Source organism: Achromobacter sp. HZ34 (genome assembly GCF_002209485.1).
Taxonomy (GTDB): Bacteria; Pseudomonadota; Gammaproteobacteria; order Burkholderiales; family Burkholderiaceae_B; genus Bordetella_C.
Genome location: NZ_NJIX01000002.1, coordinates 750465 through 767961 on the forward strand (window position 1 = coordinate 750465; position 17497 = coordinate 767961).

The 17497-nt window shown below is 65.5% G+C and carries 16 protein-coding genes; 8 read left to right on the forward strand and 8 right to left on the reverse strand.

Annotation, left to right across the window (positions count from 1 at the left end):
- The first annotated feature begins 154 nt into the window (after positions 1-154).
- From CEY05_RS10045 to CEY05_RS10070, 6 genes are all read left to right on the forward strand, one after another.
- The gene (locus CEY05_RS10045) at positions 155-1222 is read left to right on the forward strand and encodes an ABC transporter ATP-binding protein (protein ID WP_088598321.1); all 1068 of its coding nucleotides are present in this window, start codon (positions 155-157) and stop codon (positions 1220-1222) included.
- A 30-nt stretch (positions 1223-1252) separates the two neighbouring features.
- Positions 1253-2299 carry an ABC transporter substrate-binding protein gene (locus CEY05_RS10050; RefSeq protein WP_088598322.1) on the forward strand — a complete coding sequence of 349 codons (1047 nt, stop codon included), beginning with the start codon at positions 1253-1255 and terminating at the stop codon, positions 2297-2299.
- A gap of 39 nt (positions 2300-2338) precedes the next feature.
- Positions 2339-4138 (forward strand): iron ABC transporter permease, encoded by a 1800-nt coding sequence (locus CEY05_RS10055; protein ID WP_088598323.1) that lies wholly within the window; start codon positions 2339-2341, stop codon positions 4136-4138.
- A gap of 38 nt (positions 4139-4176) precedes the next feature.
- On the forward strand, positions 4177-5121 hold the full coding sequence (locus CEY05_RS10060) for an FCD domain-containing protein (protein WP_158219306.1): 945 nt from the start codon (positions 4177-4179) through the stop codon (positions 5119-5121).
- Positions 5122-5207: 86 nt separating this feature from the next.
- Positions 5208-6623: an MmgE/PrpD family protein gene (locus CEY05_RS10065; RefSeq protein ID WP_088598325.1), complete on the forward strand. Its 1416-nt coding sequence runs from the start codon at positions 5208-5210 to the stop codon at positions 6621-6623.
- Positions 6624-6787: 164 nt separating this feature from the next.
- A complete protein-coding gene (locus CEY05_RS10070; RefSeq protein ID WP_088598326.1) occupies positions 6788-7864 on the forward strand; it encodes an isocitrate/isopropylmalate dehydrogenase family protein in 1077 nt (358 codons plus the stop codon).
- A gap of 78 nt (positions 7865-7942) precedes the next feature.
- Here the strand turns inward: CEY05_RS10070 and CEY05_RS10075 are convergent, their stop codons facing one another.
- Positions 7943-8884: an alpha/beta fold hydrolase gene (locus tag CEY05_RS10075; RefSeq protein ID WP_088598592.1), complete on the reverse strand. Its 942-nt coding sequence runs from the start codon at positions 8882-8884 to the stop codon at positions 7943-7945.
- Positions 8885-9092: 208 nt separating this feature from the next.
- On the opposite strand from CEY05_RS10075, the gene CEY05_RS10080 reads away from it, so the two are divergent.
- Positions 9093-10091, forward strand: a complete 999-nt coding sequence (locus CEY05_RS10080; RefSeq protein ID WP_088598327.1) for a PdxA family protein — start codon at positions 9093-9095, stop codon at positions 10089-10091.
- 87 nt (positions 10092-10178) lie between these two features.
- Here the strand turns inward: CEY05_RS10080 and CEY05_RS10085 are convergent, their stop codons facing one another.
- The 6 genes from CEY05_RS10085 to CEY05_RS10110 form a co-directional block, all read right to left on the reverse strand.
- A complete protein-coding gene (locus CEY05_RS10085; RefSeq protein ID WP_088598328.1) occupies positions 10179-10901 on the reverse strand; it encodes a haloacid dehalogenase type II in 723 nt (240 codons plus the stop codon).
- Positions 10902-11026: 125 nt separating this feature from the next.
- Positions 11027-12028 carry a tripartite tricarboxylate transporter substrate binding protein gene (locus tag CEY05_RS10090; protein WP_158219307.1) on the reverse strand — a complete coding sequence of 334 codons (1002 nt, stop codon included), beginning with the start codon at positions 12026-12028 and terminating at the stop codon, positions 11027-11029.
- Between the two features lie 125 nt (positions 12029-12153).
- Complete coding sequence (locus tag CEY05_RS10095; protein ID WP_143220353.1) at positions 12154-12837, reverse strand: DUF4286 family protein; 684 nt, start codon at positions 12835-12837, stop codon at positions 12154-12156.
- A gap of 10 nt (positions 12838-12847) precedes the next feature.
- Positions 12848-13822: a tripartite tricarboxylate transporter substrate binding protein gene (locus CEY05_RS10100; RefSeq protein ID WP_088598331.1), complete on the reverse strand. Its 975-nt coding sequence runs from the start codon at positions 13820-13822 to the stop codon at positions 12848-12850.
- Positions 13823-13881: 59 nt separating this feature from the next.
- Positions 13882-15282: an MmgE/PrpD family protein gene (locus CEY05_RS10105; protein WP_088598332.1), complete on the reverse strand. Its 1401-nt coding sequence runs from the start codon at positions 15280-15282 to the stop codon at positions 13882-13884.
- Positions 15283-15287: 5 nt separating this feature from the next.
- Positions 15288-16058, reverse strand: coding sequence for an SDR family oxidoreductase (locus CEY05_RS10110; RefSeq protein WP_088598333.1), 771 nt, complete (start codon positions 16056-16058; stop codon positions 15288-15290).
- Positions 16059-16425: 367 nt separating this feature from the next.
- Here CEY05_RS10110 and CEY05_RS10115 point away from each other — a divergent pair, with 367 nt between their 5' ends.
- Positions 16426-17238, forward strand: a complete 813-nt coding sequence (locus CEY05_RS10115; protein ID WP_088598334.1) for an IclR family transcriptional regulator — start codon at positions 16426-16428, stop codon at positions 17236-17238.
- Here the strand turns inward: CEY05_RS10115 and CEY05_RS10120 are convergent.
- Complete coding sequence (locus CEY05_RS10120) at positions 17235-17438, reverse strand: hypothetical protein (RefSeq protein WP_088598335.1); 204 nt, start codon at positions 17436-17438, stop codon at positions 17235-17237. The two genes, CEY05_RS10115 and CEY05_RS10120, sit on opposite strands and share 4 nt — an antisense overlap.
- Positions 17439-17497 lie beyond the last annotated feature (59 nt).

Consider the following 17497-nt stretch of genomic DNA (forward strand, 5'->3'; position numbering starts at 1 on the left):
AGCGAACGCTGCCCACTCGCCCCTTCGTGCGAACGCCCTAGTCCACCCCACCAAAATCGTAATCTGTTGACAATCTGCAAATTACCTCCTAGCCTTCATCGCTAGAAGTGAGCCAGCGGGAGTCATAGAAACCGGCCACTTAAAGGAGGCTTGGGTGTCTTTCCTAGAATTGGATGGGCTGACCAAGAGCTATGGCTCATTGGCGGTCGTCAAGGACGTGAACCTCTCGGTCGACAAGGGCAAGCTGGTCTGCCTGCTGGGCCCTTCCGGCTGCGGCAAGACCACCACCCTGCGGCTTATCGCCGGCTTCGGCAAAGCCAGCGGCGGCGAAATCCGCGTGGGTGGACAAACGGTCTCCTCGGTGCAAACCACCGTCCCGCCCGAATCCCGCAACATGTCGATGATCTTCCAGAGCTACGCGCTGTGGCCGCACATGACGGTGTTCGACAACGTCGCCTACGGCCTGAAATTGCGCCGCCTGCCCGCCCGCGACCTCGCTGAAAAGGTCAGCACCATACTCGCGGCCACCCAGCTCACCGCGCTGCAAGAACGCTACCCCGGCGAACTCTCCGGCGGCCAGCAGCAACGCGTGTCCCTGGCCCGCGCCCTGGTGGTGAAACCGGAAATCCTGCTGCTCGACGAACCGCTGTCCAACCTCGACGCCAACCTGCGCGAGGAAATGCGCTTCGAAATCCGCCGCCTGCACGACGAATTCCGCTACACCACCGTCTACGTCACCCACGACCAGGCCGAAGCGATGACCACCGCGGACATCATCGTCGTCATGAACGAAGGCCGCATCGAACAGTCCGGCTCGCCCGAAGACATCTACGAACGGCCGCAAACCGAATTCGTGGCGCGCTTCATCGGCGGCACCAACATCCTCAAGGGAACCCGCGCCGGCGACGACGCCGTGCGCTGCGACGACGGCCTGGTGCTGCGTTGCGCCAGCGGCACCTTCCCCGCCAGCGGCCACACCGCCGTCTCGGTGCGCCACCACGACATCCAGCTTTCCCCGACCCGGCCCGATGACACCACCACGAATTGGGCCACCGGCACTGTCCAGCGCCAGATCTATCTCGGCTCCCACCGCGATTACCTGGTAACCCTTCGTGGTGGAGCAACCGTGCGCACGATCGCACCCGTCAATGTCGCAATCCCGGTCGGCCAGGAGGTCAGCCTGTACTTCGCGCCGGAAGTCTGCCGGGCCCTTGCGCATTGAAGGCATAAGAAAGCACACAGGAGACAAGACATGAAGAAAATCGCCATCATCGCCCTGCTGGCCAGCGCCGGCACGGTCTGCACATCCGCGGCCCTGGCCGCCCCGCCCGCCCCCTACGACATCACGCCCGACCTGGTGAAAGCCGCCACGGCAGAGAAAAAAGTCGTCTTCTACACCTCCACCGACGTCGCCGTGGCCCAAGGCCTGGCCGCGGAATTCAAGAAGGAATATCCCGGCATCGACGTGCAAGTGGAACGCTCCGGTTCCGAACGCGTGTTCCAGCGCCTGGGCCAGGAGTACTCCACCGGCATCCACAATGCCGACCTCATCGAAACCTCCGACGCCGTCAACTTCGTGTACTTCAAGCAGCAGGGCTGGCTGCGCGCCATGGTACCGAAAATCGTGGCCGACAAATGGCCGGCTTCGGCGCGTGACGCCGACGGCTTCTACGCCGCCTACCGCGCCCACCTGTCCGTCATGGCCTACAACACTTCACTGATGAAGGAAGCGGACGCCCCCAAGACCTGGACCGACCTGCTCGACCCCCGCTACAAAGGCAAGATGGTCAAGGCCCACCCGGGCTATAGCGGCACGATCATGACGTCGACCTACGTACTCAGCCAGTTACTGGGCTGGGACTATTTCGAGAAGCTGGGCAAGCAGGACGTCATGCAGGTGCAGTCCTCCACCGAGCCGCCCAAGAAGTTGGCCGAGAAGGAAAGAGCCCTGGAGGCCGACGGCAACGAATACAACGTCTTTCGCCTGCAGGACCAGGGCGTGCCGCTGAAGATCATCTATCCGCCCGAAGGCACGCCCATCGCCACCGGCAATGCGGCCGTGCTGAAGGACGCGCCCCACCCGAACGCGGCCAAGCTGTTCTACGCCTTCATCTTCTCCACGAAGGCGCAGCAGATCAACAGCGACGCCGGCGGCCTGCGTTCCTTCAATCCGGACGTCAAGGAAAAAGCCGGCCGCACGCCGCTGTCGCAGATCAAGGTGCTGAACTCGGACCCGACGAAGATCCTGCCGCAGATACAGACCATCAAGTCGAACTATGAGAAGTACTTCGGTACTTGAACCGTCAGCACTTCGGACCCTCTGCCTGGTGAAGGAACCATGACCACTGCCCCGCTTGCGTACAAGCACGATCAGCCGCAGACCACGCCGCAAGAACAGGAACAGCGGCAGGACCGGCAACCGCGCAAGCAGCCGTCGCGCCGCATCGAGTTCTCGACCGTGGTCTTCGTGCTGCTGGCGCTGCTGCTGGGGGTACTGGTCATTCTTCCCCTGTTCTGGCTGCTGTACTACGCCCTGCGCGGCGACGATGGCACCTTCACCCTGCAGAACCTGGCTGCCCTGTTCTCCGACGACAGCCTGTTCCAGGCCTACAAGCGCACGCTGGGCATGGGCCTGGGCGTGGCCGTCCTCACCTGCGCCGTGGCCACGCCGATGGCCTGGCTGGTGGCCCGTACCGACCTGCCGCTCGCGCGCCATGTCCGCATGCTGGTGACGGCCTCGTTCGTCACCCCGCCCTTCCTCGGCGCCATCGCTTATGAAATCCTGGCCGCGCCCAACAGCGGCCTGGTCAATGTGATCTACCGCGCCCTTTTCGGCCTGGAACGCGCCGACCGGCTGGTGAACATCTATACCTTCACCGGTCTGGTCTTCGTGCTGGCCTGTTTCACGTTCCCCTATGTCTTCACGCTGGTCGCCAACGCCCTGGACAAAGTGCCGTCCGACCTGGAAGACGCTTCATCCATGCTGGGCGGCAAGCCGCTGACGACGTTGCGCAAAGTGACCATCCCGCTGGTCCTGCCGGCCATGCTCGCCGGCATGCTGATCGCCGTCCTGCAATCCCTGACGATGTTCGGCTCGCCGGCGATACTGGCGCTGCCGGCCGGCTTCCACGTGGTCACCACCAAGATCTGGAGCTTCTTCCAGTTCCCGCCTCGGCTGGGCATGGCGGCGGCCGCCTCCATTCCCCTGCTGTTGATCACGGTGGCGCTGCTGCGCGCCCAGAAAGCCATCCTGGGCCGCAAAGGCTATACGGTGCTGGGCGGCAAGAGCGGCACGCCGCGCGTCACCGAACTGGGCCGCTGGAAAGCCGTGGCCATCGCCTTCGTCCTGGCGGTGCTCTGCCTGACGGTTTTCCTGCCCTATGCCGCGCTGCTGAAGGTTTCGCTGACCCGCACGGTGGGCGACCCCATCAACTTCAGCACGCTGACCCTGCACCACTGGCACTTCGTGCTGTTCGAGCTTTCCGCCACCCGGCTGGCCCTGACCAATACCTTGATCCTCGGCCTGTCCAGCGCCACCGTGGTGACCGCGCTGGCGCTGGTGGTGGCCTACCTGGCCGGCCGCCGGGCGCTGGGCGGCGCGTCCATCCTGGGCATGCTGGCGACCGCACCGGTGGCCATCCCCGGTATCGTGCTGGGCGTGGGGTTGTTCCTCAGCTACGCCAATCCCACTTTCCAGCTTTACGGCACCCTGTGGATCCTGCTCATCGCCTTCGTCACCATCGAACTGCCGGCCGGCTACCAGCAGATATCGTCCGCGTTCTCGGGCGTGCATCCCGAACTGGAGGAAGCCAGCCGCATCCTGGGCGCGTCGCGCATGCGGGCCCTGTGGCAGATCACCGCACCCCTGCTGCGCACCAGCGTGGTCGCCACGTGGTGTTTCGTGTTCGTCGGTACCATCCGCGAACTGTCCGCCACCATCCTGCTGACCACGGCAAATACCAAATTGGTATCGGTTATCATTTATGACTTGAATGAGAGCGGCGATCTCGGCGCGATCTGCGTGCTGGGCATCATTCTGCTGGTGGTTTCGTTCGCCGTCGTTTCCGTCGCCAATGCCGTTCCCATCCTTGGCGGATCCCACGCGGGATCCCGCCACCGAGCAGGGGACGCGACATGAGCATCGTGCGAACAGCGCCATCCGCGGGCCGCGAGTCAATGCAGGACTCAATACAAGCCGCGGCGATGCCGTCCGCGGCCGCGGACAACTCACCACGCCACACGATGTCGGACACCCAGAATCCCCCCAGCAGCTTCTCCGCGATCGACTTCCTGCGCACCAAGTCGCTGACCAATGTCGTGCAGGCCGAGATCGAGCGGATGATCATCGATGGCGAGTTCCAGCCCAACGAGCGCGTCAACGAGAACGGCCTTTCGCAGCGCCTGGGCGTCAGCCGCGGACCGATCCGGGAAGCGTGCAGCGCGCTGGCGGCGCTGGGGCTCATCGAGATCATTCCCAATCGCGGATTCTTCATCCGCGCATTGTCGAACGAGGAATCGCTGGATCTGTCCGAAGCGCGCGCGGGCATTTTCGGCTGCATGACCATGATGCTGGCCGAACGTGCCACGGACGCGCAGGTCGGTATCCTGCGGGCCCTGATCGCGCGCATGGACGAGATCGTCGCGCAGGGCGAGGTGCATACCTACTACCCCGTCAATCTGGAATTCCACAAGCAGATCGCGTCGATGTCGGGCAATAACCGGCTCAACTCCATCTACCAGAGTTTCGTGCGGGAATTGCACATCCAGCGCTTCCGCGCGCTGTCCAGTCCGGACGTCCTGCATATCTCCAACTCGGAGCATCGCGAGATCGTCGACGCCGTGGAGGCGCGCGATCCGGTACGGGCGCTGATCGCCGGCCGCGCGCATATTCTCAATGGCATCGTGCGCTCGAACCGCGCGCGGCCGCCGGAAGGCGGGGTGGTATCGGGCAGCGCGGCGGCGACCACGACCGCCAGGGTCGCCAAGACAGCGGCGGCCGCCAAGACCGCCAAAACCACCAAGGTCACCAAGGCGACCGGTAGCGGTGCTGGCACGGCCGGTACCCGCACGGCAGGGGCCGGCTCCGCCAAACCGGCACGAGGCACACGCCGCACGATCTGAATTCAGTCGTCCCGGACCACTCCGGGTTTACCTAGTATTGTTGACAATTTACAGTTATCAAATTTCACGCCACCTCGGAGGAAGACATGCAGAAAAACGAATCGCCCGACATCGAACTCACCAAATACGTCGCCGAGTTCATCACCCGCAGCACGGCCGCCGACCTGTCGCCCGAGCTTGTCGCCCTGGGCAAGAAGTCCATCCTCGATGGCCTGGGCCTGGCCCTGTCCGGCTCGGTGTCGAAAACCGGCGAACTGGTGCGCCGCCACCTGGACGACTTGAACCTGGGCGAAGGCAGCGCCACCGTCATCGGCGGCGGGCGCAAGGTGGCGCCGCGTTTTGCCGCGTTCGCCAACGGCGTCGGCATTCATGCCGATGATTACGACGACACGCAACTGGCCGTGGCCAAGGACCGCGTGTACGGCTTGCTGACGCACCCCACCGCGCCCGCCCTGCCGGCCGCGCTGGCCATCGCGGAACAGACCGGGGCGTCCGGCCGCGATTTCATGCTGGCCTATCAGCTGGGCGTCGAGGTGGAGTGCAAGATCGCTGAAGCGATCGCCCCGCGCCATTACCAGACGGGTTTCCATGCCACGGCCACCTGCGGCACGTTCGCCGCCGCGACCGCCGCCGCCAAGTTGCTGGGCTTCGACGTCGCCACCACGCGGCGCGCGCTGTCCATCGCGGGCAGCCAGTCCGCGGGCCTGCGCGAAAACTTCGGCACGATGACCAAACCGTTCCACGCCGGCCGCGCCTCCGAAAGCGGCGTGGCCGCCGCCCAGTTCGCCTCCTACGGCTGGACGGCCGCGCCGCGCATCCTCGAAGCGCCGCGCGGCTTCTTCTCCGCCGCGGGCGGTGGCTATGATCCCGCCGCCATCCACGGCAAGCTGGGCGCGCCGTGGACCTTCGTGGATCCAGGGGTATCGATCAAGCCGCACCCGTCCGGCTCGCTTACCCACCCCGGCATGACGGAGATGCTGCGCCTCATCAAGCAGCACGGCATCCGCGCACAAGACGTGCGGCACGTGCGCGTGGGCACCAACCACAATATGCCCAATGCGTTGATCCATCACAGGCCCAAGGACGAACTGCAGGCGAAGTTCTCGATGGAGTTCTGCATGGCCATCCTGCTGCTGGACGGCCGCGCCGGCCTGAACGAGTTCACCGACGCCGCGGTGGAGCGCGAAGACGTCAAGGCCATGATAGAGAGAGTGGACTTCGTGGTGGACGAGGTGGCGGAAGCGGCGGGTTATCACTTGATGACCACGATCATCGACATCGACCTGGCCGACGGCCGGCGCGTATCGGGCCGGGCCGACATGGGCAAGGGCAGCCCCGCCATGCCCATGAGCTATGAGGAAGTGGCGGGCAAGTTCCATGAGAACGCGGAGTTCGCCGGCCTGAACCGGCACACCGCCGCGGAGATCGTCGAACTGGTAAGCAAGCTGGAGACGCTGGCTTCGGCGGACCTGCTGACCCAACGCCTGATCCGCATTTCGTAAGGGGGCATCTCCCACCGCTGCACTGCCTGCCGCCTCACTGGCCGATGCCCGACCGGCCGATGCTTCATGGCGCGCCCGTGTGGGTCGCGCATCGCTCCGACCGCCGACGGCGGAGGCGGCGGCGGCGGCCGAAATCTCATCATCAATTTCAAAGGTCTGTTCCTATGCATACTCCCTTGGTAATCGCCGTCCTCAACGGCGACGACATCGGGCATGAAATCGTCCCCGCTGCCGTGGAGGTCACGCGTGCCGCGGCGGATAAGGCCGGGCTGCGCATCGACTGGCGCCCCATGCCCATCGGCCGCAAGGCCCTGGACACCCATGGCTCGACTTTTCCCGACGGCACACTGGAGGCCCTGACCACCATGGACGGCGTCATCCTGGGCCCGATCGGCCATCAGGCCTACCCCAAGACGCCTGGCGCCATCAATCCGCATCCCATCCTGCGCAAGCGCCTGAACCTGTTCGCCAACGTCAGGCCGACGCGGTCCTATCCCGGCCTGGGCGCCATTCGCGACGATATCGACCTGGTCATCGTGCGCGAGAACAATGAAGGCTTCCAACCGGATCGCAACGTGGTGGCGGGCTCGGGGGAGTTTCGCCCGACCGAGGACATGACCATCTCCGTGCGCGTCATCACGCGGGTCGGCTCCGCGCGGGTCGCGCGCGTGGCGGCGGAGATCGCGCGGCAACGTGGCAAGCGCCTGACGCTGGTGCACAAGGACACCGTGTTCAAGCTGGGCTGCGGCATGTTCGTGGAGGAATGCCATCGCGTCGCCCGGGAATTTCCCGACGTCACCGTGGACGAGGTCATCGTCGATACCATGGCCATGCGGCTGGTGCGCGACCCGCAGTCCTTCGACGTGATCGTCACCACCAATATGTTCGGCGACATTCTTACCGACGAAGCGGCGGGGCTGGTCGGCGGCCTGGGCATGGCCCCCGGCTTATGCATCGGCGAGGGTAATCTGGCGATGGCGCAGGCCACCCATGGATCGGCGCCCGACATCGCGGGCAAGGGCATCGCGAATCCCTATGCCATGATCGAATCCACACGCATGATGGTCGATTGGCTGGGGCATAACCGCAAGCTGCCGGAAGCGGTGCACGCGGCCGCGCTGATGGAACGGGCCATCACCGCGGCGCTGGCACAACCCGCCACGCGCACGCGGGATATCAAGGGGACCGGTGACACGAAGGCCATGACCCAGGCCATCGTCGCCGCGATAGGGAAGGAATAATCCCCGCGCCCGCTGACGCAGGCCCCTCAAAAAAGGGCCGCGTTCTTGCTGCGGTAGCGGCGCCTCCGCGGGCGCCGCTCAAACTTCGATTCTTTCCGGCTCGCGCCCGCCGAAGAACTCCCACAGCGCCCGATACACCAGATCGGGACGCTGTTCGGCGGGATAGTGCCCCGTGGGAATCGCCCATCCGCGCAGGTCGGGCGCCCAGGGCTGCCACGCTTCGACCGGCTTGAAATGGCGCCCGCAGTGGCTGTTCGACCCCCACAGCACCAGCACGGGGCAGGCAATCGTCTTCTTGCCGAAGTCGGCCGTGTCCATGGCCAGATCCACCGTGACCGTGGCGCGATAGTCTTCGCAGATCGCGTGTATCTGTTCCGGCGTCGTGCAGCGCTTGTATTCGGCCATCGCCTCCGGACTGAAGATCTGCAAGCCCACGCCCTTCTTGTTCAGCTTGTAATCCATGTAGTAGTTCAGGTCGGAGGTAATCAGCTTCTCCGGGAACGGCGCTTTCTGCGCCATGAAGAACCAGTGGTAGGACTCCAGTCCCCAGCCCAGGCTGACGTTGGTCAGCACGTGATGCGTGGGCACGATATCCAGCGCGACAAGGCGTTCGATCCGTTGCGGAAAGTCCAATGCCATGCGAAACGCCACCCGCGCGCCGCGATCGTGGCCGGCGACCGGAAAGCGGTCGAAGCCGAAGTGCGCCATCACCGCGACATTGTCCTCGCCCATCGTCCGGAAAGAGTAAGCCGCATGGTCGTCGCCACCATCGGGCTTGGAACTGTCGCCATAGCCGCGCAGATCCGGCGCCACCACCGTGTAGTGCTGCGCCAGTGTGGGTGCGATGCGGTGCCAGCTGACATGCGTCAAGGGGTTGCCATGCAGCAGCAGCAAGGGCGGCCCCTCGCCGCCGATGGCGACGTTGATCTCCGCGCCGGCGGTGCGCACTTTCTCATAACGAAAACCGTGCATCAAACCGCCCTGGCATTCAGGAATCGGCGGCATTTCACGCGTCTGCATGGCTGTCTCTTGGCCCATTATCTTCCTCCAGAATTCGTGCTATCGTCGTCTTGCACCTGTAAATTGTCAACAGTCTTTAATTTACAAAAACATGAATACGCAGGTGCCCGGCAGGTACATGCGTGCGTTCGCGCTGTCGTCCCAGTGAGCGAATTCGCGCCCGTACGGCCTGTACGGCCCGAACGAGACCTCCACCACGAAGGACATCATGAGCCAACTACCCATCATCGCCCTGACTCCCGGGGACTGCACCGGCATCGGTCCGGAGCAGCTTGCGCGCATCCTCCATGACCGCCGCCTGGCCGGCATTGCCCGCATCGTCGTGGTCGGCGACGCGCGGGTGCTCGACCTTGGCATGCGGCAGGCCGGCGTGTCGTTCGACTACCGGCGCTACGACAGCCCGGCGCAGGTGGATTGGTCGCACAGCGCGGTGCCCCTGATCGACCTCGCCAACACGGATCCCGGCCTGTACCCGCCCGGCATCAACAGCGCCGAGTCGGGGCGCGTCACGGGCGAGACGCTGGCGCGCGCCATCGAGTTCGCCAAAGCGGGTGTCGTCGACGCCATCAGCTTCGCGCCCCTGAACAAGCGCGCCATGTTCGACGGCGGCTGGAAATTCCCGGACGAGCACAAGATGTTCGCCCACCTGCTGGATCATCACGGCTATTTCAGCGAGATGAATGTGCTGGGTAATCAGTGGATGTCGCGCGTGACCTCGCATATCGCCTTGCGCAAGGCGCTGGACCAGATCACGCGGGACGCCATCGAAGAGGCCATCGAGCTTTCCGACGTGATGATGAAGAAGGCCGGCATCGCGCAGCCGCGCATCGCTGTCGCGGCGCTCAATCCGCATGGCGGCGAGAACGGCCTGTTCGGGACCGAAGAGATCGACATCATCCGCCCTGCCGTCAAGGCCATGGCGGCGCGCGGCATTGCCTGTGCCGGCCCTTTCCCTTCGGACACGGTCTACTTGAAGGCCTTTGCCGGAGAGTATGACGGCGTCGTGTCCATGTATCACGACCAAGGGCAGATCGCCACGAAGATGCAGGGCTTCAATCGCGGCGTCACGATCACCGCCGGGCTGGATACGGTGTTTACGACGCCGGCGCATGGAACGGCTTTCGACATTGTCGGCCAAGGCGTCGCCAACACCGGCGCGATCGAGGCGGCCGTGGCCCTGGCCAGCCGCTTGGCCGCCAAGGCTTGAGCAGCGCGGGCTGACAGAACCAGCGCCAGGCCTGCGTCCAGCCCCCACGCCAGGTGCGGCGGCGGCACGCTCAGGACGCGCTGCCTGTTACCCCATTGCTTGCCGGTGCGCTTGCGCCATGGCGGCCATGCTCTTGAAATGGAAGTCGACGTGCGGCGTGCGGGCCACGGGCACGGTGGCGCCCCAGCCGGCCTGGTCGTGGCGCCGGTCTATCCACGCCGACGCCAGGCCGAAGGCATTGGCCGATGCATGGTCGTGGTACAGGCTCTGCGCCGTATGCAGGATGTCAGCCTTCTCGAAGCCGAAGTCCGCGCGCAGATGCGCCAGCATGTAGTCGAAGTTCCTGCGGCTGGGTTTGTAGGCGCCGATGTCCTGGGCCGAGTAGATCGCATCGAATTCCACCTTCAGCCGCTGGTTGCTGCTGCGGAAGGAAATGCGGTCGACGTTGGACAGGATGACCAGCTTGTAGTGCTTCCCCAGATACGCCAGCGCCTCGGCGGAGTCCGGGAACTCGGGCCAGTCCGGCACAGATGCGCCGAAGATATTGGCCTCGGCATTCATCACGGGGATGGCCCACTCATTGGCCAGGCGCCTGTACACCACCGAAAGCAGCTGGGAATACGGCATGTCCGGCGTCCTTTCCTGCTGATCGGATTCATGCCGCGCGAAGATTTCCAGCGCCTGGTCCTTGGTCAGCATGGCCTTGTGCCTGGCCAGCAGCGGCTGCAGGCCATTGTGGATCCCGGTTTCCCAATCGATCAGGGTACCGTAGCAATCGAAGGTCAGTACTTTGAAATCGGTCAATTCCATAGGGGCTCCCGCTCAGTTCGACATGTCTTGCGACGTGGTGTACGACGTTGCCTGCATGCACGGCTACCCCTGACGTTACCTCATTCCCGTTATCCCCATCCTGCTTTTCCCCATTCCGGCCTCCCTCATTCCGGCTTGATCCCGGCTTCCGTGACGACGCGTTTCCAGCGCGCGGCCTCCTCGGTGATCAACTGCCCATAGCCGGCGCTATCCCGATACGCGATGGCGGCGCCCTGCCCCTTCAGCCTTTCCGCCAGGCCGGGATCCTGCAAGGCCTTGCTGGCCGCCGCATTCAGCGCCTGGATGACATCGGCCGGCGTCCCCGCCGGCGCGTTCAATCCCACCCAGCCGAACACCGTGGCCTTGGGATAACCCAGTTCGGCGACCGTGGGCACGTCGGGCAGCAGGCCGATGCGCTGCGGGCTGGTGACCGCCAGCGCCCGCAGCTTGCCGGCCTGCACCTGCGGCAGGGCCGCCGGCAAGGAAGGCGTGGCCACCTGCGCCTCGCCGCTGACCGCGGCCATCAGGGCGGGGCCGGCGCCCTTGTAGGGAATATGGGTCCATTTCAGGCCGGTTTCCAACCGCAGCGCCTCGCCGGCCAGATGCAGCGGCGAGCCGATGCCGCCAGAGCTGAAGTCGATCTTGCCCGGCTGCTTTTCAGTCAGCGCGATCAGCGCCTTCAGCGTATCGGCCGGCAGCGCGGGATTGACCACCAGCACATGCGGCACGGTGACGAACAGCGTGACGGCCCGCAGATCCTTGAGCGGATCCATGGGCATGCTGGGGTAGAGACTGGGCGCCGTGGCCACGCTGGCGTCCCCCACCAGCAGGGTGTAGCCATCCGGCGTGGCGCGCGCCACATAGGCCATGGCGGTCTGCCCCCCCGCGCCGGCCTTGTTCTCGACCACGATGGACTGCCCCAGGATGGGCCCCATGGCCTGCGCAAGATTACGCGCGATGACATCGGTGCTGCCACCGGGCGGATAGGGCACGACCCAGGTGATGGCATGGTCGGGATAGCCGGCGGCGTGGCTGGCCTGCATGGCCAGCATCAGGCCGCATGCGGCGAACCAGCCGGTACGGCGGGAAACCGCTGTCGGGCGATTGGGAATGGAAGCGGTGTACATAAGCATGTCTCCGGTTCGGCGATGGCCGGCGCTGTGCCGGTCCCGCGCTTATTTGCTCGGCGGCAGCTCACACGACGCGAATCCGTCGCGGACGCGTGGCAACCGCGTGCTGTGGAACGCCGACCTCAGCGTCCCGGTTCCGCCACTTCATACAACAAGGCATACACGCCGTAGGCCTCTTCCTGCCAGCCACCCGCGGCCAGCGCGGCGGGGGCGAACAGGTCTTGCCGCAAGGCGTGCAGGTCTTCGACGCGCGTGGCCTCGACCAGCACCACGTGTTCCACCTTGGCATCGGCCAGGCCGGTCACCCGCACGGAATCCATGCTGGCGCGGACTTCCGGCGCGGCCTCAAGGCTGTGCGCACCGACCACGGCATGACGCTGCATGGCGTCGCGCAGGCGCGCTTCCAGCCAGGCATGTGCCGCGTCGGCGGCCTTGTTCGGGTCCAGCTTCAGCCGCAGGCTGATCATCACCGCGCCCAGGCCGCGCCCATGCGTGGCCCGCACCCGAAAGGTATTGCGCGCCACATTGGAGAACCCGGCGCGGATGCGCCTGGACTGATCGCTGATCTTGCCCACCAGGCTAAGGTAACCCTGGCTGGCCAAGGCCGCGGGCGTATCCGCCTCGAACAGCGTCAGGTAACGCGGCGTCCCTTCCAGCGCCTGCAGGCGGCGCGCGCGGCGGTAAGCGCCAATGTCGATACGCTCGGGCATATGTTCTTCGATGTACCAGGCATCCGACTCCCTATCCAGGGCCGGGTCCACGTCTATCCACAGCGCCAGCGCGCCGGTTCCTATCATTGCTGCCATGGCGCTTCCCTCAATCTGCCTTGATGCCTGCTTTCTTGATCACGGCCGACCAGCGAGCATAGTCGGCGCGAATGATGGCCGCGAATGCTTGCGGCGCTGTGTACGTGGTTTCCGCGCCGACCAGTGCGAACTTCTGCTGGATGGCAGGGTCTTGCGTCGCCTGCTTGAGCGCCTGCGCCAGCTTGTCGATGACGGCAGGGGGCGTGCCGGCCGGCGCGATGACGCCGTTCCAGGTGGTGACGACGACGCCAGGCAGGCCGGATTCCTGCGCCGTCGGGACGTCGGGCAGTGCCGCCGAGCGCTCGGTGCCGGTCACCGCCAGCGCGCGCAGCTTGCCGCTCTTGATCAGCGTCACGGCCGACGGTAGCGTCGCGAACATGGCATCGACGTGGCCACCCGTCAGGTCGACCAGCGCCGGGCCGCCGCCCTTGTAAGGAATGTGCGTGATGGTCACGCCGGCCTCGGTCTGATAAAGCTCGGCGGTCAGGTGGTTGGTGCTGCCCTGGCCCGACGAGGCGAAGGTCAGGCTCTTGGGCCTGGCCTTGGCCAAGGCGGTGAGATCCGCCAGCTTGTCGGCCTGTACCCGGGCGCTGACGACCAGGACGTTGGGAAACTGCGCCACGATGGACACCGGCGCGAAGTCCTTGGTCGGATCGTACGGCAAGGTGCCGTACAGCGTGGGGCTCATCGCCATTTCATTGGTAGTGCCCAGCAGCAGGGTATAGCCGTCCGGCGCGGAATGGGCCACGTAGGCCGCGCCTATGGTGCCGGTGGCGCCGCCGCGGTTTTCCACGATGACCGGCTGGCCCAGCGACAACGTGAGCTTCTCCGCGATGGGACGCGCGATGATGTCGGCCACGCCGCCCGGCGGGAAAGGCACGATCAGGTGGACAGGCTTGTCCGGATAGGATGATTGCGCGGTGGCGGCCAGCGGGAAAAGCCAGGCCGCAAGCCATGCCAGGCGCCTGAAATAAGAGCGGTTCATGTTTGTCTCCGTGCTGCGGCGCCTTGCGCCGTATCGTTGTTGTCGTTGTCGGCATCAGTTCAATCCGGCGCGAGCAGTGGCGTGAAATCACGCAGGTCCTGGCACTCATCGAGATGCAGCACCGCATCGCGCAAGGCTGCTGCGCGCATGTGGCCCAGCACGGGCTGCGCATAGCCCAGGAATTTCGCGGCCAGTTCCTCATCGCTCAGTGCCAGCCGGGGATGACCCGGCGGATAAGGGCACATGCGCGACACCGTCGTGCCGTCATGCAGATGCAGCACGATGCCGCCACCCGCGGCCTGCGGCCAACGCGTATCCAGCTCGGCGTCTTCCCGCAGTTCGATCTTGGCCAGCAGCGCACGCAAGGCGGGATCGTCCAGCACGTCTGCCTGGAACTGTGCTTCTCCGCATGCACCGTCACGCAGCGCCACGGCGGCACAGAAGTAGAAGCTGTGCTGGGCGCTTTCAATGCCGGCGGGGTAGCGTCGATCGGGATGCGCTGACGGCGTGCGCAAGGCAAAGCTGGGCAGGCGCACTTCGATACGGGCGATGGCATCGGCGGCGGGCAAGCCTTGCCCATGCAGATCGATGGCGGCGCGCACCGGCGCCGACGCCGTAGCCACCACGGGATAAGGCTTGATGCTGGTCTCCAGCAGGCGGTAGCGGCCGTCCAGGGGCGCCGTCAACGCCGCGATATCGACTTTGCCGGCGACCGTATCCGCCCAGCCGTTCGAGCCTTCGATCAACTGCAGCGGCCCCGTCATGCCGTGACGCGCCAACAGCGCGGCCTCGACGCCGGCCTTCGCAACCCAGGCTTCCGCGGTCGCCTTGATCATGGAAATGGCGCCGCTCTGCAACTGCGCCAGGGTGTTCTGGTGACTGCCGGCGATGGCCATGGCGTGCGCCGTGCGCAGGGGATCCAGGCCCGCCAGGCGCGCGGCCAGCGCCGCACTGGAAAACTGCGCGTTGGTGCCATGGTGCCACCCGCGCTTCCACAGCGAGGGTTCACCCGCATGGTCGGCCAGCCGCAGATGGACTTCATACGCGGCCACCAGGCCGGCGATCAGCGTCCTGCCATCGCGCCCTTCCCGCTCCGCCAGCGCCAGGGCCACCGCCAGGTTGCCGCTGGGATGCGCCGGGTCGCGGCCGAAGTAGTAGTCATTGCAATCCAGGTAGCGCAGCAGCCCGCCGTTGACCAGGGTGGCCAAGGCCACCGAGGTCTTCACGCCGCTGCCTATCAGGGTGGCTTGCGGCGCGCCGCCTGCCTCTTCGGCGTAGCGGCGCAAGGCATGGGCGACGTCACTGTCCATGGCACCGAAGGCGCAACCCAGCGTATCCAGGATCAGGCGTTTGGCGTAGCTGACCACTGGCGGCGGCAGTGGCGTGTCGCTCACGTCATGAACGAAGGCGGCAAGCTGCTGCAGCACCGTCGAGGTAGCGCGATCGGCAGGCGCGGCCATGGCGGTCAGAACGCGAAGCGGCTGGAGCCGCCATCCACCGGGATGACGGTGCCGGTGACATAGCTGGCCTGCTCGGAAGCCAGGAACAAGGCGACCGCGGCGATTTCCTCCGGTTCGCCGAAGCGCCCCACGGGGATTTCGGCCTGGGCATATTCACGTTCGCTTTCGGCGGTGGGATAGCGCTTGGCGATCTGTTCGCTGTGTATGCGGCCGGGCTGCAGGCAGTTGATCGTGATGCCGTGCGGCGCGACTTCGCGTGACAAGCCCTTGGCCCACACATGGACGGCGGCCTTGGCGGTAAAGGCGGCGTTCAGCATGCGCGGTTCGGACGTGCCCGTGAACGTGACGATGCGGCCCCAGCCGTGTTGGCGCATGCCGGGGACGATGGCGTGGGTGAGTTCACGGATGCGGAAGAAGTTCAGCACCATGCCTTCGTGCCATTGCTCGCGGGTCGCGTCGAAGGGCACGGGGCGGCTGGCGCCGGCGGCGTTCATCAGGATGTCGACGCGGCCGAGCAGGCGTTGCGCTTCGGCCGCGACGCGGTCGGGCGCGTCTTCATCGTAGAAATCCGCCGCCAGCGGGATGATCTTGCCCCCCTTGCCCTGCTTGCCCACCTGCTCGGCGATCTCCGCCGCGCTCTGTTCCACCAGTTCCACGCGGCGTGCCACGGCGACCACGTTGGCGCCGGACAGCGCCAACATGCGCGCCGTCGTGCGGCCTATGCCTTGGCTGGCGCCCGTGACCAGGGCGGTACGTCCGTTGAAGTTCAGTTCCATGTTGTCTCTCTGCCTGTTGAGCCGGTCCGTGGGACTGGCATTGCCCGGGCATTGCATGTCGCGGTGCCCGCTGTTATTCTGATATGTCTCACTGAGTGAGACATAAGTCCATTGAGTGATAATTGTGAAGCGGGACCCGGGCTTTTGTCAACGACAGGACAACGCGACGCGGCTCTTACAATCCCCCGGCACGAGACCGAGCAGCAAACCCGCGCAGCGAACGACGCAGCGAGCGACGCAGCGAGCGACGCAGCGAGCGACGCAGCGAACAACGCAGCGAACGGCGCAGCGAATTCGCCCGCGTCAGCGGGCGAATTCAAAACCCTCCGCGCGTGCACAACGCCACCTAATGCATCCAATCAGTTAAATGAAACAAACGAAGATCGAGGACGAAGCCACGCCCGGTGAAGGCAAGGAGCCAGGCACCGTGAAGCGCATTCTGTTGCTGCTGCAATGCCTGGTGGATCACCCCGGTGAATCCGCACAGGCGCTGGCCCAGCGCCTGAACCTGCCGCGCAGCACCGTGCACCGCCTGCTCGCCACGCTGCGGGAGAACGACTACGCGGGCCATGAAACCGGCGGCACCTTCGGCCCCGGCCTGGAGCTATATCGCATGGCCGCCAGGCTGGGCGGCGACATGCCTTATCGCCGGCTGGCCGAACCCTGCCTGCAGGCACTCTCCGAGGAATTTCACGAAACGTCGCTGCTGACCTTGCTGGAGCGGCGGCATTTGAAGATGTTCCATGCCGCCAGCGGTTCGCCCGACGATCCGATGCGCTACAACATCAGCTTGAACGTGTTGGAACCGCTGGTATGGGGCGCCACCGCGCGCGCCATCCTGGCCCATCTGAGCCCCGCCGAGATCCAGGCCGCCATCGACGCCAGCGGACCCTCGCCGGTACAGGGCTTGACGCCTGACGCCAGGGAAATCAACGCGGCGCTGGCGGACATCCGCCGGGACGGCCACGCGGTGACGTACTCGCACCGCACGCCGAACACGGTGGGCGTCGGCGCGCCGTTCTTCAATGCGGAAGGACAGGTAGTGGGCAGCCTGGGCTTCCTGATCCCCACCTTCCGCTGGGAGCAATCTGACATCGAGCGGGTGCTTGCGGCCCTACGCGAAGCCGCCGGCGCCCTGTCGGCGCAGCTCGGCTACCGCGTGGCGGCCCCAAACACCTAATACCCGTTGTCGAGAGCCTGCTGCACTTGCGCGGGCGCGGTCACGCCATTGCCTATGAGCAATTGGGTAAGCAGCGTGGCTTTCTGCGGGTTGAGGTCATAGGACACGACAAAGCCGGCCTTATCGTCCGCCACTTCGACGTTGCGATTGACCAGGCCTCCGCCGGCGTCATAGGCGATGGTGCCGCCGGTGGCAAGCACCAGGATGCGGGGAAGATGTCACCGCGAGGACGGCAAATCACACATCGATCATTGCGTGA

Excerpts from the sequence above, each read along its gene's own strand:
- CEY05_RS10050 (WP_088598322.1), top strand. The coding sequence starts at position 1,253 with ATGAAGAAAATCGCCATCATCGCCCTGCTGGCCAGCGCCGGCACGGTC.
- CEY05_RS10055 (WP_088598323.1), top strand. The coding sequence starts at position 2,339 with ATGACCACTGCCCCGCTTGCGTACAAGCACGATCAGCCGCAGACCACG.
- CEY05_RS10060 (WP_158219306.1), top strand. The coding sequence starts at position 4,177 with ATGCAGGACTCAATACAAGCCGCGGCGATGCCGTCCGCGGCCGCGGAC.
- CEY05_RS10065 (WP_088598325.1), top strand. The coding sequence starts at position 5,208 with ATGCAGAAAAACGAATCGCCCGACATCGAACTCACCAAATACGTCGCC.
- CEY05_RS10070 (WP_088598326.1), top strand. The coding sequence starts at position 6,788 with ATGCATACTCCCTTGGTAATCGCCGTCCTCAACGGCGACGACATCGGG.
- CEY05_RS10075 (WP_088598592.1), bottom strand. The coding sequence starts at position 8,884 with ATGCAGACGCGTGAAATGCCGCCGATTCCTGAATGCCAGGGCGGTTTG.
- CEY05_RS10080 (WP_088598327.1), top strand. The coding sequence starts at position 9,093 with ATGAGCCAACTACCCATCATCGCCCTGACTCCCGGGGACTGCACCGGC.
- CEY05_RS10085 (WP_088598328.1), bottom strand. The coding sequence starts at position 10,901 with ATGGAATTGACCGATTTCAAAGTACTGACCTTCGATTGCTACGGTACC.
- CEY05_RS10090 (WP_158219307.1), bottom strand. The coding sequence starts at position 12,028 with ATGTACACCGCTTCCATTCCCAATCGCCCGACAGCGGTTTCCCGCCGT.
- CEY05_RS10095 (WP_143220353.1), bottom strand. The coding sequence starts at position 12,837 with ATGGCAGCAATGATAGGAACCGGCGCGCTGGCGCTGTGGATAGACGTG.
- CEY05_RS10100 (WP_088598331.1), bottom strand. The coding sequence starts at position 13,822 with ATGAACCGCTCTTATTTCAGGCGCCTGGCATGGCTTGCGGCCTGGCTT.
- CEY05_RS10105 (WP_088598332.1), bottom strand. The coding sequence starts at position 15,282 with ATGGCCGCGCCTGCCGATCGCGCTACCTCGACGGTGCTGCAGCAGCTT.
- CEY05_RS10110 (WP_088598333.1), bottom strand. The coding sequence starts at position 16,058 with ATGGAACTGAACTTCAACGGACGTACCGCCCTGGTCACGGGCGCCAGC.
- CEY05_RS10115 (WP_088598334.1), top strand. The coding sequence starts at position 16,426 with ATGAAACAAACGAAGATCGAGGACGAAGCCACGCCCGGTGAAGGCAAG.